Origin of the sequence: Companilactobacillus sp. FL22-1 (assembly GCF_043951805.1) — a bacterium.
In the GTDB taxonomy this organism is placed as follows: domain Bacteria; phylum Bacillota; class Bacilli; order Lactobacillales; family Lactobacillaceae; genus Companilactobacillus.
On sequence record NZ_JBINJY010000014.1, the window covers coordinates 1 to 20,928 of the forward strand.

A 20,928-nucleotide genomic window follows, 5' to 3' on the forward strand; every position below is an offset into this window, starting at 1 on the left:
AATTTATAATCTGCAAAACACAGTTGCTTTTCTTCGTATTTAGGATTAGTATTTTGCATGCTATATTTCAATAATTAGCGTTGGAGGCAAGCAAATATGAATAAGCAACTAGAACGTGTTTCTTTTGCGGGGGCACTTGTTACTTTAGGAATTGTGTACGGTGATATTGGCACTTCACCATTGTATGTTATGAATGCATTGATTGGTGACGCCGGTAAAATGGGAAATATTTCTCCCGATTACGTGATTGGATCGATCTCGTTGATTTTTTGGACATTAATGATTATTACAACGTTGAAGTATGTTGTAATTGCAATGCAAGCCGACAACAAGCATGAAGGCGGTATTTTTGCTTTATATGCCTTAGTTCGAAAAAATGCAAAATGGTTAATTTGGCCAGCTTTGATTGGTGGGGCGGCTATTTTGGCCGATGGAACATTAACTCCTGCAGTAACTGTGACTTCAGCCATTGAGGGATTAAAAAAACAACACCTTGGCCCTGTGGTGTTTAGTAATTCTCAACATAACGTCTTGATTATCACAACAGTTGTTTTACTCGTATTATTTATGATTCAACGTTTTGGAACAGGTGTGATTGGGAAATCCTTTGGACCAGTGATGATTTTATGGTTTGGCTTTTTGGCTGTCTTTGGAATCGTTAATCTAATCAATTATCCAATGATATTGAAGGCTATTTCTCCCTATTATGCAATTAAGGTACTCTTCAGTCCAGTTAACAAAGTGGGAATCTTTATACTTGGAAGTATCTTTTTGGCAACCACAGGAGCAGAGGCTTTATATTCCGATATGGGTCACGTTGGCAAGCAGAATATTTATGTAACATGGCCACTAGTATATAGTACCCTATTTTTAAATTACTTAGGTCAGGGTGCTTGGATAATTAGACATGCAGGTGATACTGCTTACAGGAACTTATCGAACTTAAATCCCTTTTATGAAATGCTCCCCGGAACTTGGCGCCTAGTTGGCATTTTGCTAGCCACACTCGCTGCAATTATTGCCTCTCAAGCGTTGATTACGGGTTCTTACACTTTAGTCGATGAAGCAATTGGCTTAAAATTTTTACCTAGAATGGTTATTAGACATCCAAGTAATATAAAAAATCAAATTTATATTGCAACTGTTAACTGGATACTATGTATAATAACAATTAGTGTAGTCTGGTTCTTTGGTAGTTCACAAAAAATGGAGGCCGCGTATGGTTTAGCAATCACTATTACCATGCTTATGACTACTGTGCTTTTGCATGAATTCTTAAAGAAACACCTGGCTAAGGGAGCAGCACTTATAATTGCCTTGTTTTTTGGTTTTATTGAGTTAATCTTTCTAATTTCAAGTTTGGTTAAGTTTATTCATGGCGGTTATGTTACGTTAACAATCATGTTGGGCATTCTTTATATTATGTGGCTTTGGTACTTTGGAAATAAACGAAGAGACCATTATGAGAAAGAAAGCGAGTATGTTTCACTTCTTGACTATCGTGATCAACTCTCTAAATTAAGCGAAGACAATACAGTACCTTTGTTCACGACTAACTTAGTGTATATGACTAAAATTAAGGGTGATTACCAAATTAAGCGTAGTACCATGTATTCTATTCTCGACAGACAACCTAAAAGAGCTAAAGTTTATTGGTTTGTTACAGTCAATGGAACCAATGCGCCTTATGAAAGTAATTATACAGTTGATTTACTTGAGACGCATAATGTTGTTAACGTTCAATTTTACTTAGGGTTTAGGAAATCTCAATCCGTTAGTGTCTATTTACATCAAGTTGTAAATGATCTAGTGGAAAAAGGTATTTTAGAACCACAAATACCCACGTATTCAACAGAGCGACAACGGAAAGTCGGCGACTTTAAGTTTGTTATTATAAAGGAACAACCAGCAGATTTAATTGTCAATGATAAGTTAAGCTCGTTAGATAGAAGATTGATTGGCGGGCGCATCTATTTGCAGAAAATTACGGCCTCACCTATTTCATGGTATGGTTTGGAGTTTAGCAATGTAATAGAAGAAAGTTCTCCGTTATTTATTAATCAAGATCAGGATCAATACTTAATCCAAAAGAAAATTTATCATCGAGGCAGATTAAGTAAGACTGAAAAATGAGTATGCAGTAGTTTAAGTGCAACAACTAAGTTAGAAAAATTATATTTAGTTTTAATTAATGGTCTGATCTCAGTACTTTACTGAGATCAGACCATTTTATGGAAGTTTGTCAAATGGTGTTGAAGGATAGTTTCTATCCTTTGGAGATCTCCTCGTGTGGGAGATCTTTTTTGTTGTTTTATTAGTTGCGGCGTTTAATCTGGTGTGTTGTCTGAATATCGTACTTGAAGGCATAACAAATAAGCCTACCATCGTGACGTTATTGTAGTAGATAATCTAGGCAATCAGCTGGTAGACGCGTGTGAACATATTGGCCTGATTGGAGGAGCCATAACAAGCACGTTTGAGCTCCTTGATCTTACGGTTGATGCCCTCTATCGGTCCATTAGAGTAGGACGATTTGGCGGCGTTAATTACTCCATTAAGATTCTTTCGTAGGGTATGCATGGCCGTATCTAGGGGCGTGCCGTTAGGCTGATAGTTAGTGATGATATTCTTGAGTTCATCAGCGTGACGCCCCATCAAAGCATCGTGGAGATCGATGTAGGTTTCATAAGCTGTTTTGAAGGCCGGAAACGTATTGGTTCCAATATCAATAGCGTTCTGTTCGGTCGAGTACTCATTCAGGCCGAAGAGGTAGCGGCTCTTTTGTGCGTCAGGGTTGGCCTTGTGGAATAGGCGCCATAGTGATTTCAGTACTTTATATTCCCGCAAATGCTTGTCGAGTTGCTTTAAACATTGAGTGCGAATGGTATCCATCGTCCGGCCCATTAATTGAATAATGTGGAACCGATCAATAATGAGTTCGGCGTTAGGGAATAGTTCGTGCACGAATGCCTGATAGGAGGCGTTCATGTCCATGATGACGCGTTGAATCGCGGCCCGTTCTGCGGTGCTGTACTGACTAAGAGAGAACTGTTTGATGGTTCTATTAAGGCGGTCGCTAAGTACTTTAACTGATTTGTGAGTGTCGGCGTCAATGCAAATAAACGACATGGAGCCGTGCGTGGAACGGAATTCATCAAAGCATAGATTAATCGGTAACCGGCGGCTCGCGTGTGGATGAATATTAGCCGTCAAAATACGCTGAACTGAGTTTGTCGAAATACCGGTGAGACTGGCGATAGTCTTAGCCGGGAGTGATTTACTGGCTAGCTTCAGCACATGAGTCGCTAGTCCGTTACCGATGGCGTGGTTGGTTGATGCCACTGGAGTGGTGGCCGTACAAGTGCTATGGCAGTTACTACAACGCCAGCGTTGCTTGTTTAGCTCTAGAATTACGGGCCGGTCCATGGGTCCTGCAATGTGGACATGAGTGAGCTTGTGTCCGTTAGGGTGCAACGTATTGTATCTACAGCTGGGACAGCGCCTGAGTGTATAGGTAAGCTCTGCCTGGATGACCAAATACTTTTTGCGACCCGAGCCCCGACCATGAAATTCATCACGAGTACCGAGCACCTGAATGTTTGTGTCTGTAATTCCCAGTAATTTAAGTGTATTATCTAGTTGAGACATCTATTCCTACCCCGCTTATCTTGAGTTTCGTCGCTTAAAGCATAGCACTAGGGAGGCTTAGATGCCTTTTTTTGTTATCAAAAAGGGCCTAGTACTTTTGGAATGGAAATACTTTCCAACACCAAAAATTCTAGACCCAATGGTTCCACCACTAATCGTCAAGGTATCGTTCGCAATTTGCCAAGTGACACCTCCGTCAAGGGTGCCGCTGTTATTGTCCTCTGCTTGGTCTTGAGTGGCAATAGTTGTGATCGGTGATGTTTGGGTCGTGGAAGTGGGGCTGGTGGTAGCAAAAGCTGGCTGCATTGGCGGTGAAGGCTGGTGCGATACTGCCAAATCCTAATAGGGTTGAAGCAGAGATCATGAGTAGCTTTGATGTTAATTTCATTGATTAATCCATCCTTTTTCTATTGGTTTTTATCCGGTAAAATATTGTATTTGGTGACTAAGCGGTGAAACAGCTTCTCCCATGGTTTGTAAAATAGCGCGATGAGAAAGGCATTGGATGCTGCGTGGAACGTGTCAAATGGAAAGAAACTGGCCGCAAAAGCCAAGATAAAACTCTTGATGGTCAGCGGTGATACGTAGGCCAGGGCGTACCAGAGGTCCATGATCCAGCCAAACAAATAGCCCCAGACGCAGGCAAACACGATCATAAAAATCAGACTATGGGACAATCGGGCCTTCATGAAGAGGCCAGCGGTTAACCCCATTAAGCCCCAGGCGACCATCTGCCAAGGCGTCCATGGTCCTTGACCCATAAACATGTTGGAAACCAGTGCCGTGGTAGATCCTGTGATAAAGCCCAGTTCCGGGCCGAGACTGACACCGCTTAGAATTACGACGAAGCTGGCTCCCTGCACACCAGGAATGGCTCCCAGTGGGACCCGGGTGGCAACCGCCAACGCAATCAAAACGGCGACAAACATCAACGTTTGGGTGCTGATTGGATCGTGTTCGAAGCGCCAGTACGCGGGTAAAAGGCTACAGATTAGGCACATAAAGCTAAATAATAGGTAGTGCTTTCCCTTCAATAAGACAATGAATAGAAGAAAAATAAACATTAACAGTAACGCAATTAATAACCGATACCGGTTGAGTAACGAAGATTGTTTCAAGTAACACTCACCCCCTTTCTGGATGGTTCGCCAGCTTCAGATCGACTGGCAGTAGGGCGTCCTTAACCTGATCACGGGCAATCCGGTTAATTGGCGTGGTGAAGAAAAAGTTATCGGCAAAAAATGATTGCGTGGCAAGCAGCGTGTTGAGATAGCCATCAAACATAAACGTGCATTTGTCGGCAAATTTAGCACAGAATTCCATGTCGTGGCTGGCAATCACAATGGTCATACCGGCTTGTTGGTACTGTTTCAGCAGGTTGCCCACCTGAATTTTGGTGTAGGGATCCAGTCCCTTGGTTGGCTCGTCCAGAACCAACAGATCAGGGGTCGCCATCAGTGCGATTGCTAATCCAACCAGCTGTTGTTGGCCGCCACTAATGTCAAATGGATTTTGTTTCTCAATACGGTTCAAATGAAATTGATTAATCATATGGTCAACTTGGGCCTTAGCGTCTGGCAACCGTAATTCAGTCGCCTGAACTTCCAGCTCCTCACGAACGGTATCGGCTGTAAATTGGAGACGGGGAGTTTGCGACAGAAATGCCAGTTTGGCCATTCGCTGGTTAATGGCCATTTTCCAAACTAACTGGTGGACGAAACGAATTTTGCCGTGCTGCGGCGTCATTAGTCCACAAATCAGCGTTAACAGGGTTGATTTGCCGGAGCCGTTTTTGCCGATAATTGCCAACCACGTACCGGGATTAATCGCCAGGTTCAGGTGATGGAGGACGTTATGTTGGCCGTCGAAGCTAAAGGAAATGTTATTGACGGTTAGAATTGGTTTTTCGGCTGGGGGTAATTGCGCAACCTTGCCACCGGTCGTCCCTGATTGAAATTGAAGATGGTGAGTCCGAATCGCCGACTGGGCATCGGCTACTGAAATCGGCAATTGGGAGGTTCGAATCTGTTGATCTAAGAAGAGCTTGGGAATTGACGGTACGAAATAGGTCAAGTGGGCATCAGTGGCCATTTTTGCCAAGCCGCTGTGGGGATCACCGTCAAAGGTCAGGTGGTGATCCTGCAGGAGAATCATCCGGTTGGCCATGGCTGCTACCGTGCTCAGCCGGTGTTCAGTCAACATAATTGTAATCCCTAATTCTTGATTAATCCGCCCTAAAACGGTGAGAAAATGCTGAGCGGTCAGCGGATCCAACTGGGACGTGGGTTCGTCCAGTAAAATTAATTTTGGGCGCAAGATGAGAACCGAAGCCAGGTTTACCAACTGAAGCTGGCCGCCGGATAATTGATGTATTTGGCGATCGAGGTTTTGATCCAAACCTAAGAAATTTGCCAGTTCGGTAATCCGGCGTTCGATTTCATTGCTGGGACAGCCAATATTTTCTAATGGGAAGGCCAGTTCTTCGATCACCGTTGCCATCACCGGCTGGGTTTGTGGATCTTGGGCCACATAGCCGACGGTTTGGGCACTCACCAACTTCGGCATGTCAGCAACCGGTGTTTCGTCAATTTGAACGTCACCAGTTCGGGCTCCTTTGGGCATGAGCTCCTTTTTCAAATGGTTAAGCAGGGTCGTCTTGCCACTGCCGGTATTACCGGCAATCACAATAAAATCGCCGGGGTCAATGGTGAAGTTGACGTCGTCCAGAACGGGGGTTGATTGATCGGGATAGGTGAACGTGAGATGGGTCACGGTAGCTAATTTTTGCATGAACGATAGACCCCCTCTGAGATTAATGGTAGTAAGAATAGGAGTGCCGTGACGACGATGGGCCAAGTATCGCCCGGCGTAAAAATGGTGGTGAAATTGGTGACTGAACGACTGGTGCCCATTGAAAGAATCCGGACGCCGATAGTTGCAACTAGCATGACGGTGGCAATCGTGATGAACAGCAGGTCACTAAACTGCCAGTGATACGAGCGGTAGTGGGTCCGCTTGGCAGCGCCAAATCCGCGGGCGTCCATTAAATTGGCGGTTTCCATCGCAGAAGACAGGGCGTCCTGCAGAAGAATTTCGAAGATGTGGAGCGTCTTTTGGGTGCGGGTCTTCAATGATCCATTAACCACGTCGACGTTGCGGGTTTTTTGCAGGCGCAAAATCCGTTTGAGCCTATCGGTGAAGCTGGTGACCAGCGTAAACGAAATGGTGACCAGTACTGCCAGCCGGGGCGCAATCGGCGAGAATACGTAGATCAGCTTGCTGGGGGTCAGAACCGCGTTTAGGACTGAAAAAACAAACAGCATTGCGATCAGGACAATTGCCATCGCAATGCCGTACAGAAATGCCGGATACGAAAATTTGAACGTCAGAATGCCCCATTTGAAATGCCAAAGAATCGGCGGAAACTTTTGATTGAGGAGCGTATTGAAAAATAGAATCATTAATAGAAATGAAACGGCGTATTTCAGTTGGCGCGCCGTCTTTCGGCCACCAAGGTAGTAGGTGGCTGTGATCGTGAGCGCGATGAACTCAGCCACCGCGACCGCCACGTGATTAAACAGCAGGAGGCAGACGATCAGCTCAGTAAAGTACAGTGTGAGCGCTACTGGATGAAGCTGCGAAAAAAACGTCATCTTTATTGGTGTGTGTGTCATGGAAAATCCCGACTTTCTAAGGTTTAGTAAGCCCTTCCGACAGTATATCATCGTTGCCAAGGGTGGTAAACGGCATATCTTGTGTGGTGGCTAGTATTATTTTGAGGCGTTTTTAAATGGTGAAATTTGCGAACTGATTTATCACCTTTTGGATATTATGTACAGCCTTTTTACACCATTTTTACACTAAATTTACCGTGACCTGCTAAGCTGTCATTTATACGGGTTCATCCGAACAAGCGAGGTGGTTAACACGTAAATAACTTTCTGAAAATCATTGAAAGCAAAAGCTGCAACATCCTTCAAGCAACATCTCGAGGCGGAAAAAGTCATCCGTGTCGGGGCTTTGCTTTGGTAAATTTTATAAGAATATTACTATCTCCCTGGTCGACAGTAGCGCTCTACTACTTAGTAGAGAGAAGCTTGATAAGCTACTAATAATTCCTGGTAATTCAGTTGGTTTTTGTGGATATTTGCCTGGAGAAGCGGCAGCTTATCATCAGCTTTGAATTGGTTGAAACGTCGATAGGTCGGGCTTTCTAGCCGTGGCGTTTTGGAATGAAGATAAATATTTGCCAGTTGGGTCATTAGAATCAAAATAAATTGTTGTTGAAGCTTTATTATCTTAACTAAATACGCTAATAATTGTGTAAGAACTTGTCTAGATCCCTTTCTGGTTCAGTTTTTGTGTTTGTGTGGTGCTTACACTATGCTGGAACTTTAGGGGGAAGGATATTTTGAAATAAAGCTAAATATCCCCACCCATCTCTGATACAATTGAAAAGGAACTAAGATTGATTATTATGAGGAGGATTTTGCAATTATGACACAATCAGATCGACTGAAGCTCCTCACCCTAGCCGCCATGCTCTTGGCGCTCTGCGTGATTGGCGCAAACGTCAAAATCATGGGCTCAGTGGCCTTTGATTCAGCCCCGGCATTCTTAGGAGCAGTGTTGCTAGGCCCGTGGTTTGGCGCAACGTTGGGATTATTCGGGCACCTGGTGTCCGCCGCGTTGGCGGGGTTTCCTCTGACGTTGCCGATTCATTTAATTATTGGCGTTGCCATGGGGATTTGCATGCTGATATTTGGTCTGGTTCGTAAATGGTTGGGCAAGGATACGCTGAAGGGCGTGCTGACTTCTGACGTGCTGGGCTACGCGATCAATGTGCCAATCGAGTTGGTGCTTCTTTATCCGCTTATGAAGCAGGCGGTTTGGGCGTTCTTTGTTCCACTGACCATCGCAACGATTCTAAACTTAATTGTTTGTGAAGTGATTTATGCGGCACTGCCCCATCGAGTGAAGGATGCGCCGTTTCTGACGCCGCAGAAATAGGGGGAGCCGATTAAATGAACCAAATGAACCCACGATTTCGTGATTTATCGGTGGTGCCAACGAGTCCCACAACAGCGCTGGTGATTGCCTGTGACAGCAGTGCGGGGATTGGTGAGAAGCCCTTGGACGCCGTTCAAATTGATTCGGCAATTACCGCGGCGTATTCACTGCGGGTACCGCTATTGGAGCTGCTGTGCTTTGGGGCTCGGCCAATTGCCGTCGTTGACACGGTTGGCAACGAAATGGTCCCAACTGGCCGTCGGGTGATTCAGGGACTTAAGCGTGAATTAACCAAGGCTGGATTTTACGATATTCCATTGAATGGTAGTACCGAAGATAATATGCCGACCCGGACAACGGCGATTGGGGTGACCGTGATTGGCCAAATTAATCGGAAAGATATTCCCACGACATCGATCGATGACTCTCTGATCGTTTATCAGCTTGGAACACCCTACGTTGGGGAGGCGGTCAAAGCCCATTTGGCAACGATTTTTTCTTACGATCAGGTTCGAACCATTCGCGCCACCCCAGCAGTGGTGGATATGCTGCCGGTGGGCTCAAAGGGAATTGCCAACGAACTGGCCCAGATGGCCGCCACCCATACCGCAAAAATTTCCGCCGTGGTTGACCTGGCGGATGCTGAATTTACACAATCTGCCGGACCGGCGACCGTGTTACTAGTTGCCGTGGTGGCCGATAAACGTCAATTATTTGAAAGGCAATTTCCCGAGCTGACCGAAATTGCTCAGCTTCACCAAAACTCAGATTAAGGACGGCATTGATTCTATGTTTGGTTCATTGATATTGTTAACCCAATTTTTCACCAGGATTCCCATTCCGTATGAAATACCGGATGCAGCGGCAAAGTTCAAGAAGAGCATCCGGTATTTTACCCTGTTTGGATTTTTGATTGGCTGCCTCGAGGCCCTCTTTTTCTGGCTGATGACCTTGGTATTTCCCAGCTGGTTTGCTTGGATCTTATTCTGGGTGGCCGATGGGGTTCTAACCGGCGGCTTTCACTTGGATTCCTTGGCCGACACTGCCGACGGTCTTTATTCATCGCGGACGGTGGACCGGATCAAAGAAATTATGAAGGACAGCCGGATTGGCACCATGGGAAGTCTGGCCCTGATCTATTTCTATGCAATTGTCATGGGTGCCGGGGTTGTCTGCAGTCAGTATTTGGCGGCCTGGCAATTCGTTTCATTGGTGGCCTGTACGACCATGGTGGCCAAGACCGGCATGGCGCTGTTATTTTACAAAATGGTTTATGCTGGCAAAACGAAGGGGCTTGGTAATCTCTGGACTGGTGTTGCCACCTGGCAAATCATGATCGCTCAGCTTTTTTCGATTTTGGTATTTGGTGGTCTGTTAGGGACTTTCGGCCTCTGCGGTTATCTCGCAGTGGTCCTGGGAGCTCTTTGGTACCGGCACTACATCACGCATAAACTGGGCGGTTTTACCGGTGACACAATTGGTGCGTATGGTGAGCTGGCTCAAGTCGCGTTTTTATTGGTAGTAACATCGTTAGTGAGGGCTTTTGGATGAAATTATTAATGACTCGCCACGGTGAGACGCGATATAACAAAGAAAAGAAATATTATGGACGTACGGATATTGAATTGGATGGCTTGGGACTCAGGCAGGCGAGAGAGCTTGCCGATAAGCTGAAGGCCACAACGATCGATTACGCAATCCGCAGTGATTTAAAACGGACTCAGCAAACCATGGACGCAATCATGCAATATCATCCGCAAACCAAACAGATTATCGAAAAGGACATTGACGAAATGCCTTTTGGAATCTGGGAAGGTTTGAACGCTGACCAGGTAGAAGCTCGGGATCCAACAACCTGGGCGGCTTGGCTGCAGGCGCCGTTTGATGTCACCCCCGCTGGCGCCGAACCATACCGAGTATTTGAAAAACGGGTGACGACCGCCCTCGACCATTATCGGGAAACGCTGCCGTCAAACAGTACATTGTTAGTGGTTGCGCATCAGGGGGTGTTGCGAACGCTGTACCGTTATTGGACCGGCGGCGACTTTTGGTCGGTGGATTTTAAAGCGGGCTGTTATTCGGTTTTTGAGACGGGAGACGGTGGTGTGTCGTTGGTGAGTCTTAATGACTAGCAAAGCCTGAAAATGCCAGGTTAGTTGATTAATTTTAAAATGATAACCAAAAAGCAGATTTCAGTGAGTAACCAGGAATGGCATGAAAAGTTGAAATCTGCTTTTGAGTATAATTAATCATTTGCGGCCATTACATAACTAAATCTAATCCCAGGATCACAATAAGGCCAACGAATGAAGTTGGATTGAAGTCAATATTTGAGACAGGTTTTAAGAGACATTCAGAACCGCGTTTACCTTTTCGGTAGATTGTAAAATTAATCCGAACGCTGTTCGGACAAAAAAGATCAGCTTCCTTTAAAATGGTGTTTACCACAAACCCATCTTTTAGGAGCTGATCTTTTGTCTAGTATAACCTATTCCGAACGAATTAAAATCGAAACCTTTTGTGAACTAGGGCTGTCCAATATCCAAATGGGCGTTCGGCTGAACCAATCACCGTCAACAATTTCTTATGAATTATCTCGATGTCAACCTTATCAGGCTGAATTAGCACAAACAGATGCCGAATACAAGCGATCACGATGTGGTCGGAAAACTAAGCTGAGCGATGAGTTAAAGCAAAAAATTCTCAACCATTTACGTCTAAGCTGGTCACCAGGAATGATTGCTCACGAATTTAAACTAGCTACTAAATCTATTTATAATTGGCTAAATCAGGGGAGAATTGGTTTCTCCTTGAATGATCTACCTGAACATGGCGTACGCCAACGGCGTAACGTTGACCAACGATCCAAATATAATCAATCTTTGGGGCGATCAATTGAACAGCGTCCCATGATGATTAATCAACGTAATCGCATCGGCGATTTTGAACTAGATACAGTCGTTGGTCCTCGTGGGCATAGTAAGGCAGTTTTATTAACTTTAATCGATCGCAAATCACGGTTCCTTTGGGCATACCGGTTAAAAGATCGGACGACAGCGACTGTTAATGAAGCACTAACTAAGTTCCTAACCACTTTTAATGGTCCGGTGCACAGCTTTACTGTGGACCGTGGCACTGAGTTTAGTGGGCTAGTATCACTTGAATCACAATATGGTATTAAGACCTATTACTGCCATGCTTATACTCCAGCTGAACGTGGTAGTAATGAACGCTTTAATCGGAATTTACGTTATTTTTATCCTAAAGGGACTCGTTTTGAGCACATTAGTGCTCAAGATTTAACGACGACGTTACTCCAAATTAACCAGCGACCGCTTAAAATACTCGACTGGCAAACACCGTATCAGGTTATGCTGACAAATTTGTCCAAAAATTCGGATTAAATTTGCAATCTACCATTAATTAAATTATACGTAGTGTTTAGAATGTAACCAATCAGAAATACGGAGATTAAAGGACCAATAATAAGATGCTGATTAAGCAACCAAGCAATAATAAAGAGACACAGATCTCCTAAACTTCTAATCAACCCAATTGATTTCTTAGTGACCTTACTAATCCAAAAAACACATGCATCATAAGGCACTTTCCCTAGATTTGCACTAGTATATATACCGGCTCCAATCCCAAGTAATAAAATACCCATAATTAAGAAAAGAAAGTTGCCCGGATTACTGAGTCCTCGGTTTAATGTATATTCGGCAGTTGCTCCAACAATATACGGTTGGAGAATACTCCCAATACCTAATTGAGCGCGGTCATAAAGTAAAGGTGAAATCAGCATTAGTAAAGTGATGATCATATTGGATTGATTTAAAGTTAAATTAGTATGAAGTGAAATCCCTTGCCAGACCCAAGAAAGAGAATCGCTCCCATAACCTGTTGATATGGATAATGAAACTCCAAAGCCCATGACTAAAGATCCGAATAAAAGAAGAAAGAAACGAAATAATGAGGTTAGTTTAAATTTATTTTTCATTTAAATTTTCACCGTTACTTTTAATTACTTCTTGATACCAATAAAAAGATTTTTTCGGAATACGTCTGAATGTTCCCTTACCGAAATTATCTCGGTCAACATAAATAAAACCATAGCGCTTAGCCATTTCACCAGTTCCATTAGAAATAGAATCAATACATGCCCATGATGTATAGCCGATTAATTCGACACCATCCAGAGTGATTGCGTCAGACATGGCTTTGATATGTTCTTTATGGTATTCAATTCTATAATCATCATGAATCTCACCAGTTTCTGTCAAATTATCGACAGCCCCTAAACCATTCTCTACAACAAACATAGGTTTGTTGTAACGATCATAAATTTCATTGATTGTAATTCGAAATCCTAATGGATCAATTTGCCAACCCCATTCGCTAGTTTCTAAATAAGGATTGATTTCTGAAGCGAAAATATTGCTTTCGGTTTGATTCGCAGCATCAGGTTGGGCGCTGCTTACTCTTGAAGAATAGTAAGAAAAGCTAATAAAATCTACAGTGTGGTCTCTTAAAACTTCGATATCACCGTCTTTAATAGGAAGAGTGAGGTTTTGTTGTTCGATTTGTTTTAAATAATAATTAGGGTAGCTTCCTCTTACTTGGACATCTGAAAACATATAGCTTTCACGTGAATCTTGGATAGATTTCCATACATCTTCTGGACGCGGCGTCTGAGCATAATAACTTCCAGCAGCCAACATACATCCAATTTGAAAATCAGGGTTTATTTTTTTAGCAAGCTGAGTTGCTTTAGCGCTGGCGACTAATTGATGATGGATCACATCAGTTGTAATCTGCTCTCTATTATACTCTGGTTTAAAAGTTAAGCCTGTTGCTACAAAAGGGAAATGTGAGACCATATTGATTTCATTAAAAGTAAGCCAATATTTGACATAATCTTTATACTGATGAAACACTGTTTCAGTGAATTTTAAATAAAAATCAATAGTTTTACGATTCTTCCATCCACCATATTCGTCAACCAAATACATAGGGATATCAAAATGATTGATGGTTACTAAGGGTTCAATATTATATTTTCGACACTCTTTAAAGACATTCAGATAGTGATTCAGGCCTAACTGGTTAGGTTTGGATTCATTTCCCTTAGGATAAATTCTTGACCAAGAGAGTGATAAACGATAGACTTTGAATCCCATTTGGGCCATCAGTGCAATATCCTCTTTGTAATGGTGATAATGGTCAATGGCGACTCTTGATGGGAAAAAAGTATCCTCTGGTAGAGATTTAGGATCCAAATTTCCTGTACCTATTTGGAAACGTAATTCCCCGTAAGGCATATAATCTAAATTTGAAAGGCCTCGTCCATCAATGTTGTAAGCTCCTTCTGTTTGATTCGCAGCAGTTGCTCCGCCCCATAAAAAATTGTTTGGAAATGACATATATATTCCTCCTTGTTCTTATCACTAAGTATAAGGGGTATATTGCTAATCAAAAAGGAAGTTTCTTTAATGGAAACTTCCTTGACGAACAAGTTTAATAGGTTTGCTTTAAATTGAGGATTAATAAGTCAATAACATATTTAAAAAAGTAGGCATTGAATTTTTCATATTGTATGGGAACATGTAACTGTTTCCCTTTGAATCTTATATTACTTTGACAACTTATGAGCCATTTTGTTCCATTTGTTTCCTCAATTCTCTTCACTACGCGTTTGTTGTACTTGAAAGTATTGCCGTCTATACTGAGTACTAATAATAAATCATTGTCGTTAATATCGTAGGAATGATTAAAATCAACATCGCAAATAATAACATTCTTGTTGATCACTTGTAGTTCTGTTTGGATCTGATGGCAGAGGTAACGAGCATCACCTTGAGCAAACACATATATAGTATTTGCTGAGGTAAGCTGTTTAATTAATAACTCCAGGCGATTATAATCTAAAGAATTTGTTAGAGAGTTAAGAAAATAAATCATAGTATTTGTAAAATTTAAAATATTATCTTTCATATTATCATATACTTTAAAATCGTGACGGCGTCTCTCTAAGGATTCAAGGTATTCTAAGCAGGCGTCTTTAAAGTCAATGTACGTTTTATAGTCTAAATATCTGACATATTTAGAAATTTGACTTTTTGATACAAACGTTCTAATAGCAACCTCATCCATTGTAATATAAGGAATCTCATGAATATGTTCTTGAAAAAATAAACTCAATATATAGAAAGTTGAATTTTTTTTATAGGAATTTGTCACATCATTTAGTTTATCCATTATCAATCGTATCAGTCCTTTATAATGTGAAGTTAAAACAGAGAGAATAAATAGCTCAATGAGTGACTAAGGGCTTATTCAGGTAGCGTCAAGAATCTTGTGTAAATGAAATGCCTTCGTACATATAATATGTATCTAACTTAAATAAATGATGCTTCCAAGGTGTCCTGGAGTCCTTTGAACCCTCGGTGGATCCGCTTCAGAGACTTCTCGTTATAAACATTAAACTGAGAAACCAGGAAGCGATCCAGTGAATCTTCCGTTGGAAATTGTTCTTTGTGGTGGGTGGTGCGCTTGAGATGCTTATTAAAGTTCTCAATCAGGTTAGTGGAGTATAGTGATTGCCGGATAGCTGGTGGAAAGTCCATGAAAGTGAGTAAATTCGGCATTTTAAGCAGATCTTTGATTAATTTGGGATAGGTCTGATGCCAGTTGTTGGCGAACTCATTCAGTTTCAGTTCAGCTGCTTCACGGTTGGCGGCCCGATGAACTTGTTTAAAGTCACTGATCACGGCCTTGCGGTCTTTTACGCGAACTTTGTTCATCAGATTCCGCCCAACATGAACCAGGCAACGTTGTCGTTTGGCTTTAGGGAAATGCCGATTCAAGCCTTCATCCAAACCAACTAACCCATCGGCCACAAACAACAGCACATCTTTAACGCCCTGCTTGATCAAGGTTCCCAGCAGTTCAGTCCAGATTCCAGTCGATTCCGTTGGCGCCACTTGGTAGTTCAGCACTTCTTTCGTACCATCTGGACGAATGCCAATCGCAATATGAACGGCTTCTTTTTGAACGGTATCCCGCTTTAACGGCAAGTAAGTGGCATCTAAGAAGATGGCCGCATATTGTGAAGCCAGTCGACGTTGCTGGAAAGCTTGAACCTGTTCATTGACGGCTTTAGTCATGTTGGAAACCGTGGCTTTGGAGTAGTGAGCACCGTACATTTTCTCAATGAGTTCGGCAATTTCAGCAGTGGTAATTCCCTTGGTATACAACTGAATGACCGTTGTTTCTAAATTATCACTGTGCCGACCGTAGGCTGGCAAGGTATGATTTTCAAACCGGCCATTGCGATCTCGAGGAATGGTTAAGTTAAGTTGGCCGTACTTCGTATCAAACGAGCGCTCATAACTGCCGTTGCGGTTATTACCAGTGTTCATCCCAGCGTATGAGTAGCGTTCGTAACCCAAAAACTCTGCCAATTCGGTTTGAAGCAGCTGGTTAATCGCAATTTCGAGGTGGTGACGAAAAACTTCGTCCAAATCTTGCTTTTGGGCTAGTGCAGCGATAATTTCTGTGGTAAGTTCATTCATGGGGAATGCCTCCTGTGATGTTTTCTGTGGTTACTAAATATCATAAGGGAAGGCATTCCCTATTTCTATACAATTCAGAAATCTTTTATGCATTTACACAAGATATTTTACGCTCTTAATTCTCATTACCTGATTTAACACAACAGGAACGACGTAGCCAATGACACACAAGATAATAACGGTCTTTTGAATAACGGTTAAGTCCTTAAAATCATGCCAGAATCCCACAATTAGACAAATAACACCAATTAAAATTAAGAATGGAATTAAAACTGCAATATTAACCCAATTAATCGTATGATCACCTCATCAACTAGCTATACCAATTTCTACTTCACATAATGTACATAAAGCGAAGTTAGGCCTCTAACTACTGGTACATCAGCATTTCATTTTTGAAAGTTTGTGAAGAATAATTGGTATAGGTCAGGAATGTTGATTTAATGGGATTCAGTCTTTCCCTTTCTTTGTGAAAAACGACTATCTTTCTCTCATTTGATATTCCTGACAATTCCCACACATTTCTATATCATATCCGTAGGTTCCTTGTTTTATTAAATCTCCACAAGCCGCACATTTGACATAACCTTTCTCTTCAATTAAATATTTATTTCTTCTTTCCAAAGCTTGTTCTCTTTCATCTTCCATAATAAATAGATCTCCAATCATATATTTTTTTGTTTATTTGTTGCTTTACCCACGTTAGCTTAGAGGTTTGATCGCTGTTGAACGCAGATTTGTACCCTTAAATTTAAGGATAGGATACAAATCAATTATAGCTCGTCAGTTCTCACGAGTCTCACTTTGTCACTCATTTGCGTGTTGTGTCCAACACATTACTTAATATTGAAACTGCGTTTCAGACCAATAAAAAAACGCCCTTATTGGCGTCATAATCTTTATTTATATTTGTTTGATTATAACTATTGAGTAATACCGTCTCCACCACCTTATGATCAGTGGTTTCAACCGTTTTACCGCCCTGTGCTATTATATAGTAGCTTCGAGTCTACCAGCTAGCACCATGCTGCCCCACGCCTGCGAGTGATACAGTTATTCACGTGAGGACCTATTTTTCTTTTTGCGGTGGCGAGTAGATGGCTCCCCTGTCTATTTGTTTTCACGCTTCCCTCAACGACTGTCACTGGCTTCAATTCACCAGAAGCTGGGTTCACATTATTCCTCGTGGTTTGGCTTCCACGTTTTTAGAATCAATCGCATTGACAATCGAGGAAAACGATTATACAATGAACCTACATATTAATGTTGCTATTCAGGTTGTCACCAATTGGCGTTGGTGGCGATTTTTCTTTTATAAGGGAGTTTCGAGAAATCGGAGCTCCTTTTTTTGTTGTCTTAAATATAACGCATCTTTGTTACATCAGTCAATAAAACTTTTTATTTTTATAAAAATGTCAAGATATAATTTTATAAATTTCCAATTTTATAAAATTATAAATTTATAAAATTATAGGTTTATAAATTTATAAATTTGGAAATTTATACTTTTATACTTTTATACTAAAAATAAAATTAACTATATAGACTTGATTAATCAGCACAAAAAGTTGTATTATATTTTTATAAAGTTATATTTTTATAAGTTTATAAAAATGGAAAATTATAACTTTATAAAAATATAATTTTGGAAATTTATAAAATTATAATTTTATACTTGGAGATTAATTATGACAAAAGTTATAACAACAGGTAATTTTAAGGGCGGTGTAGGTAAAACGACCAATGCCGTAATGTTTAGCTACACTCTATCAAAAATGGGAAAGCGTGTCCTCATCGTGGATTTGGATCCACAGGCTAATGCAACAGACTTACTTCTAAATACAATGAGCAGCGTGTACCAACAGAAGCCAGTATTTAAGGAAACACTCTTTGAATCTATAAAGAGCAAAAAATTATCAGGTGCTCTAATTAGTATAAAAGATAATTTAGATTTGCTTCCTTCCTATGAAGACTTACAGGGTTATGAAAAATTTCTTTATTCAAACTTTGAAGATGACTATTCTCAAGACCATTATTTCAATACTTTGTTAGAACCAATAAAAAAAGATTATGACTATATTATTATGGATGTTCCACCTCAGCTAAATAAATTTACAGATAGTGCACTAGTAAGTAGCAACTATGTGGTAGTAATTTTGCAAACTCAAGAAAGAGCCTTAAAGGGTGCTGAAAAATATATTGAACATCTTTTACAACTTCAAGATGATTATAATCTAGACCTAGATTTATTAGGCGTACTTCCAGTACTTCAACAAAATGGTTCAGACTTAGATTTAGATATAATTACTGATGCAATAAATAGTTTTGGTGAACAGAATATATTTAAAAGTAGAATTAAACAAATGGCGCGGTTAAAGAGATTTGATAGAACTGGAATAACTGATAATGTTAAAGATATTAATGATAGACGGGTTCACGACGTTTACAAAAAGGTAGTCAATGAGTTAATTGAACGCATGAATTTGATTGAAATGGAAGGAAAAGAATAATGACAGATAAAATTGGATTAGAGGCATTTCGAAAAAATAAAACTAAACGGCCTATTACTATTTCTCCAGAAAACTCTGTAGAAGAGAAAAGAAGTATGCCTAATAAAAAAATACTTACTCATCCTAATCGAAGATTAACGTCAAAAGATTTACCTAAATCGATTAGACTTCCTTTAGATACACACTCTGCTATTTCAACGATTGCAAGTATTCAAAATAAAAAAATGTATGAAGTAGTAAATGATGTTATGGAACAATACATACAAGAGCTACCATCACAAAGTAAAAAGCTAGTTAGAAATAACGTTGAAGCAATAAAAAATAATAACAAGCTTAGGGACGAAAGCAATGACTAAATATCATATAGATGGAGATATAGACTTCGTTGAAACTAGAAAAGCCCACAATAAAAAGGGTTTTGCTAATCAAAAAGTATCTATTAAAATTAATAAAGACATTAAAGCAGACCTTGACACAATTAAAATGATACAAAAAATAAAATTTGATTATGAGACTATACAACTACTTGTAGACAATTATAAAAAATATCTATCTTCAGAGGACAGGCGTAGATATTCAACTCTAAAGGACACTATTTTATAAGAAAAATTTTGTTTTTTATTTCTATATTCCATTAAAAACAGCAAAAAATACCCACCACCTAAATTAATAGATGATGGGTATTTGTGCATTTTGAAATTTATTCAATATCAAGTTGAAACAATTATTGTTAAAGAGATTTATTTTTTAACATGGCAAATTACAAGTTTAATCCGAACAAGCCCGGAATCTTTCAATGGCAGTCTGTTGATGATGTATTTTTAATGGTCATTGATTAAACTTGTAATTTGCCCATCATTAAGAAAATATCGTAAACAAGTATTAAATGCACTGAAGCTTAAATATTCCAACGGATTTTTAGAGGGAATCATTGGAAGAATAAAAAAGATAAAAAGTAGTGCCTATGGATATCGTAGTTGGAACAACTTTACTGAACGTATAAATATTCAAATGTTTTGGCTTCGAGCAAGCTCATCAGCCAAATAAAAAAACAGCTAGACCATTTATGGTCTAACTGTTAACTTGAACCGCCATCAACTTGATTTGACGAACAGCCATTATACATAATTGGCCTCAGGGCCATTATTTCTTCAGTTCTTGAAGTCGCTGTTTTAACTCCTCAATTTGTACTTGTATTTCGCGACCTATATCAGTTTCTGCCACGGTACGCCGCCTATCTTCAGTCTCTACGACTCGTTTAGTCGACACAATATCAGTTAAATCGCGTATTGCTGCTACTTTAGAAATAAATGGCTCGTGTGTGACCAACTGCATACCAAATGAATTATCGAGCAACGTATACCCACCAATGCCGGTCACCTTCTGATATGGTCGTGAAAAGCCACCATCAATGACCACCATCTTCTTATTTGCCATGATAGGCGAAGTTCCCTTTTTTACCGGTGTATGACCATTTACGACATGACTAGTATCCGGGTCAAGCCCGAATGCCCCCAATAACTTTCTTACAAACTTCTCATTATGTCGCAATTGATAGTATGGATTTGGGTTTTCATTGTGTGTAGCCTTATCAGCGATAAAGTAACGCTCAAATTTAGTCATATTTTGTTTGCCAAATAATGGGGAGTTGGGGCCAGCCCACATATACCACAACAAATCCATAGACAGATTGTCTTGTCTGTTGAAATGCATTAAATTCGCCATGAATATCACTCATAAAGGCCTCGGTTGGCTTGGGTAATTTCAAAATAGATTCCAGGTTAATCAATTCTGTTGTAATTGAAGCAACAGTCTTGTATTTATTTATTCTGTTTGACATAATATTTTTTCTTCCCTTTTGACAGATGACTTTTATTTTTATACTCATTGTTATGACTTTTCGTTTGTAAATTAAGTTATTAAAAATCGATGATCATCTTACCATAGAATGACTAACTAGAAAGAACTATCATATCGATCAAGCGTGCTGTCAAAGTTCCAAGGACAGTTAACGTTTTCTAAGTGATGATGATGCTTTTATTGATTCCTAACAACGTTATCGGATTAAAAACAATATTATGATCATAAGCTAATTCGACTATCCCTGATAAATTGTTTTAGATTCAAGCAAAAACGCCAGCTATCTGGTGACCAAATACGAATATTAATCGTCCAGAACACTTTTT

Annotated in this window: 21 protein-coding genes and 1 pseudogene; 11 read left to right on the top strand and 11 right to left on the bottom strand. The window is 40.5% G+C overall.

All coding sequences use genetic code 11. From position 1 onward, the window contains the following. The first annotated feature begins 96 nt into the window (after nt 1-96). The gene (locus ACG72T_RS11320) at nt 97-2,133 is read left to right on the top strand and encodes a KUP/HAK/KT family potassium transporter (protein WP_395266264.1); all 2,037 of its coding nucleotides are present in this window, start codon (nt 97-99) and stop codon (nt 2,131-2,133) included. Nucleotides 2,134-2,409: 276 nt separating this feature from the next. On the opposite strand, the gene ACG72T_RS11325 is transcribed toward ACG72T_RS11320, so the two are convergent. Next, nucleotides 2,410-3,648 carry an ISL3 family transposase gene (locus tag ACG72T_RS11325; RefSeq protein WP_395266266.1) on the bottom strand — a complete coding sequence of 413 codons (1,239 nt, stop codon included), beginning with the start codon at nt 3,646-3,648 and terminating at the stop codon, nt 2,410-2,412. A gap of 102 nt (nt 3,649-3,750) precedes the next feature. On the opposite strand from ACG72T_RS11325, the gene ACG72T_RS11330 reads away from it, so the two are divergent. Next, nucleotides 3,751-3,906: a hypothetical protein gene (locus ACG72T_RS11330; RefSeq protein ID WP_395266268.1), complete on the top strand. Its 156-nt coding sequence runs from the start codon at nt 3,751-3,753 to the stop codon at nt 3,904-3,906. A 149-nt stretch (nt 3,907-4,055) separates the two neighbouring features. Here the strand turns inward: ACG72T_RS11330 and ACG72T_RS11335 are convergent, their stop codons facing one another. From ACG72T_RS11335 to ACG72T_RS11345, 3 genes are read right to left on the bottom strand one after another with little or no spacing between them, the layout of a single operon-like run. Beyond that, nucleotides 4,056-4,766 (bottom strand): ECF transporter S component, encoded by a 711-nt coding sequence (locus tag ACG72T_RS11335; protein WP_003636323.1) that lies wholly within the window; start codon nt 4,764-4,766, stop codon nt 4,056-4,058. 7 nt (nt 4,767-4,773) lie between these two features. Then, complete coding sequence (locus ACG72T_RS11340; protein ID WP_395266271.1) at nt 4,774-6,438, bottom strand: ABC transporter ATP-binding protein; 1,665 nt, start codon at nt 6,436-6,438, stop codon at nt 4,774-4,776. Continuing rightward, entirely contained in the window at nt 6,426-7,322 is an 897-nt protein-coding gene (locus ACG72T_RS11345) for an energy-coupling factor transporter transmembrane component T (protein ID WP_125591218.1), read from the bottom strand. Before ACG72T_RS11345 ends, ACG72T_RS11340 begins: the two co-directional genes overlap by 13 nt. Nucleotides 7,323-8,145: 823 nt before the next feature. Between ACG72T_RS11345 and ACG72T_RS11350 the strand changes: the two genes are divergently transcribed. The 5 genes from ACG72T_RS11350 (at nt 8,146) to ACG72T_RS11370 (ending at nt 12,062) form a co-directional block, all read left to right on the top strand. Then, entirely contained in the window at nt 8,146-8,658 is a 513-nt protein-coding gene (locus tag ACG72T_RS11350) for an ECF transporter S component (protein WP_125591217.1), read from the top strand. 14 nt (nt 8,659-8,672) lie between these two features. Continuing rightward, on the top strand, nt 8,673-9,431 hold the full coding sequence (locus ACG72T_RS11355; protein ID WP_080952785.1) for a hypothetical protein: 759 nt from the start codon (nt 8,673-8,675) through the stop codon (nt 9,429-9,431). Between the two features lie 16 nt (nt 9,432-9,447). Next, complete coding sequence (locus ACG72T_RS11360; RefSeq protein WP_395266274.1) at nt 9,448-10,209, top strand: adenosylcobinamide-GDP ribazoletransferase; 762 nt, start codon at nt 9,448-9,450, stop codon at nt 10,207-10,209. Next, nucleotides 10,206-10,790, top strand: a complete 585-nt coding sequence (locus ACG72T_RS11365) for a histidine phosphatase family protein (protein WP_395266276.1) — start codon at nt 10,206-10,208, stop codon at nt 10,788-10,790. Before ACG72T_RS11360 ends, ACG72T_RS11365 begins: the two co-directional genes overlap by 4 nt. 342 nt (nt 10,791-11,132) lie before the next feature. Beyond that, entirely contained in the window at nt 11,133-12,062 is a 930-nt protein-coding gene (locus ACG72T_RS11370) for an IS30-like element ISLpl1 family transposase (protein WP_395266278.1), read from the top strand. Here the strand turns inward: ACG72T_RS11370 and ACG72T_RS11375 are convergent. From ACG72T_RS11375 to ACG72T_RS11395, 5 genes are all read right to left on the bottom strand, one after another. After that, nucleotides 12,059-12,658: a YitT family protein gene (locus tag ACG72T_RS11375; protein ID WP_395266280.1), complete on the bottom strand. Its 600-nt coding sequence runs from the start codon at nt 12,656-12,658 to the stop codon at nt 12,059-12,061. The two genes, ACG72T_RS11370 and ACG72T_RS11375, sit on opposite strands and share 4 nt — an antisense overlap. Beyond that, nucleotides 12,648-14,081 (bottom strand): 6-phospho-beta-glucosidase, encoded by a 1,434-nt coding sequence (locus ACG72T_RS11380; protein ID WP_395266282.1) that lies wholly within the window; start codon nt 14,079-14,081, stop codon nt 12,648-12,650. The genes ACG72T_RS11375 and ACG72T_RS11380 overlap by 11 nt, the downstream gene beginning before the upstream one ends. 94 nt (nt 14,082-14,175) lie before the next feature. Further along, entirely contained in the window at nt 14,176-14,916 is a 741-nt protein-coding gene (locus ACG72T_RS11385; RefSeq protein WP_235708403.1) for a MurR/RpiR family transcriptional regulator, read from the bottom strand. Between the two features lie 140 nt (nt 14,917-15,056). Beyond that, the gene (locus ACG72T_RS11390) at nt 15,057-16,232 is read right to left on the bottom strand and encodes an IS256 family transposase (RefSeq protein WP_395266284.1); all 1,176 of its coding nucleotides are present in this window, start codon (nt 16,230-16,232) and stop codon (nt 15,057-15,059) included. 480 nt (nt 16,233-16,712) lie between these two features. Next, nucleotides 16,713-16,880 (bottom strand): hypothetical protein, encoded by a 168-nt coding sequence (locus ACG72T_RS11395; RefSeq protein WP_164509456.1) that lies wholly within the window; start codon nt 16,878-16,880, stop codon nt 16,713-16,715. A gap of 1,040 nt (nt 16,881-17,920) precedes the next feature. Here ACG72T_RS11395 and ACG72T_RS11400 point away from each other — a divergent pair. From ACG72T_RS11400 to ACG72T_RS11415, 4 genes are all read left to right on the top strand, one after another. Continuing rightward, nucleotides 17,921-18,742 (top strand): ParA family protein, encoded by an 822-nt coding sequence (locus ACG72T_RS11400; RefSeq protein WP_041501694.1) that lies wholly within the window; start codon nt 17,921-17,923, stop codon nt 18,740-18,742. Then, on the top strand, nt 18,742-19,098 hold the full coding sequence (locus ACG72T_RS11405) for a hypothetical protein (protein WP_041501693.1): 357 nt from the start codon (nt 18,742-18,744) through the stop codon (nt 19,096-19,098). Before ACG72T_RS11400 ends, ACG72T_RS11405 begins: the two co-directional genes overlap by 1 nt. Continuing rightward, complete coding sequence (locus tag ACG72T_RS11410) at nt 19,091-19,345, top strand: hypothetical protein (RefSeq protein ID WP_053085050.1); 255 nt, start codon at nt 19,091-19,093, stop codon at nt 19,343-19,345. The genes ACG72T_RS11405 and ACG72T_RS11410 overlap by 8 nt, the downstream gene beginning before the upstream one ends. A gap of 228 nt (nt 19,346-19,573) precedes the next feature. Next, the gene (locus ACG72T_RS11415; RefSeq protein ID WP_225423017.1) at nt 19,574-19,789 is read left to right on the top strand and encodes a transposase; all 216 of its coding nucleotides are present in this window, start codon (nt 19,574-19,576) and stop codon (nt 19,787-19,789) included. A 96-nt stretch (nt 19,790-19,885) separates the two neighbouring features. On the opposite strand, the pseudogene ACG72T_RS11420 reads toward ACG72T_RS11415, so the two are convergent. Both ACG72T_RS11420 and ACG72T_RS11425 read right to left on the bottom strand, forming a co-directional pair. Continuing rightward, nucleotides 19,886-20,434: pseudogene (locus ACG72T_RS11420) on the bottom strand (fructose-bisphosphatase class III); the annotation flags it as partial. Beyond that, the gene (locus tag ACG72T_RS11425; protein ID WP_395266288.1) at nt 20,358-20,630 is read right to left on the bottom strand and encodes a fructose-bisphosphatase class III; all 273 of its coding nucleotides are present in this window, start codon (nt 20,628-20,630) and stop codon (nt 20,358-20,360) included. The pseudogene ACG72T_RS11420 and the gene ACG72T_RS11425, both read right to left, overlap by 77 nt. Between the last annotated feature and the right edge of the window lie 298 nt (nt 20,631-20,928).

What these genes read in the sequence shown, in the direction of transcription:
- ACG72T_RS11320 (WP_395266264.1), top strand. Translation starts at nt 97, where the DNA reads ATGAATAAGCAACTAGAACGTGTTTCTTTTGCGGGGGCACTTGTTACT.
- ACG72T_RS11325 (WP_395266266.1), bottom strand. Translation starts at nt 3,648, where the DNA reads ATGTCTCAACTAGATAATACACTTAAATTACTGGGAATTACAGACACA.
- ACG72T_RS11330 (WP_395266268.1), top strand. Translation starts at nt 3,751, where the DNA reads ATGGAAATACTTTCCAACACCAAAAATTCTAGACCCAATGGTTCCACC.
- ACG72T_RS11340 (WP_395266271.1), bottom strand. Translation starts at nt 6,438, where the DNA reads ATGCAAAAATTAGCTACCGTGACCCATCTCACGTTCACCTATCCCGAT.
- ACG72T_RS11345 (WP_125591218.1), bottom strand. Translation starts at nt 7,322, where the DNA reads ATGACACACACACCAATAAAGATGACGTTTTTTTCGCAGCTTCATCCA.
- ACG72T_RS11350 (WP_125591217.1), top strand. Translation starts at nt 8,146, where the DNA reads ATGACACAATCAGATCGACTGAAGCTCCTCACCCTAGCCGCCATGCTC.
- ACG72T_RS11355 (WP_080952785.1), top strand. Translation starts at nt 8,673, where the DNA reads ATGAACCAAATGAACCCACGATTTCGTGATTTATCGGTGGTGCCAACG.
- ACG72T_RS11360 (WP_395266274.1), top strand. Translation starts at nt 9,448, where the DNA reads ATGTTTGGTTCATTGATATTGTTAACCCAATTTTTCACCAGGATTCCC.
- ACG72T_RS11365 (WP_395266276.1), top strand. Translation starts at nt 10,206, where the DNA reads ATGAAATTATTAATGACTCGCCACGGTGAGACGCGATATAACAAAGAA.
- ACG72T_RS11375 (WP_395266280.1), bottom strand. Translation starts at nt 12,658, where the DNA reads ATGAAAAATAAATTTAAACTAACCTCATTATTTCGTTTCTTTCTTCTT.
- ACG72T_RS11380 (WP_395266282.1), bottom strand. Translation starts at nt 14,081, where the DNA reads ATGTCATTTCCAAACAATTTTTTATGGGGCGGAGCAACTGCTGCGAAT.
- ACG72T_RS11385 (WP_235708403.1), bottom strand. Translation starts at nt 14,916, where the DNA reads ATGGATAAACTAAATGATGTGACAAATTCCTATAAAAAAAATTCAACT.
- ACG72T_RS11390 (WP_395266284.1), bottom strand. Translation starts at nt 16,232, where the DNA reads ATGAATGAACTTACCACAGAAATTATCGCTGCACTAGCCCAAAAGCAA.
- ACG72T_RS11395 (WP_164509456.1), bottom strand. Translation starts at nt 16,880, where the DNA reads ATGGAAGATGAAAGAGAACAAGCTTTGGAAAGAAGAAATAAATATTTA.
- ACG72T_RS11400 (WP_041501694.1), top strand. Translation starts at nt 17,921, where the DNA reads ATGACAAAAGTTATAACAACAGGTAATTTTAAGGGCGGTGTAGGTAAA.
- ACG72T_RS11405 (WP_041501693.1), top strand. Translation starts at nt 18,742, where the DNA reads ATGACAGATAAAATTGGATTAGAGGCATTTCGAAAAAATAAAACTAAA.
- ACG72T_RS11410 (WP_053085050.1), top strand. Translation starts at nt 19,091, where the DNA reads ATGACTAAATATCATATAGATGGAGATATAGACTTCGTTGAAACTAGA.
- ACG72T_RS11425 (WP_395266288.1), bottom strand. Translation starts at nt 20,630, where the DNA reads ATGAGTATAAAAATAAAAGTCATCTGTCAAAAGGGAAGAAAAAATATT.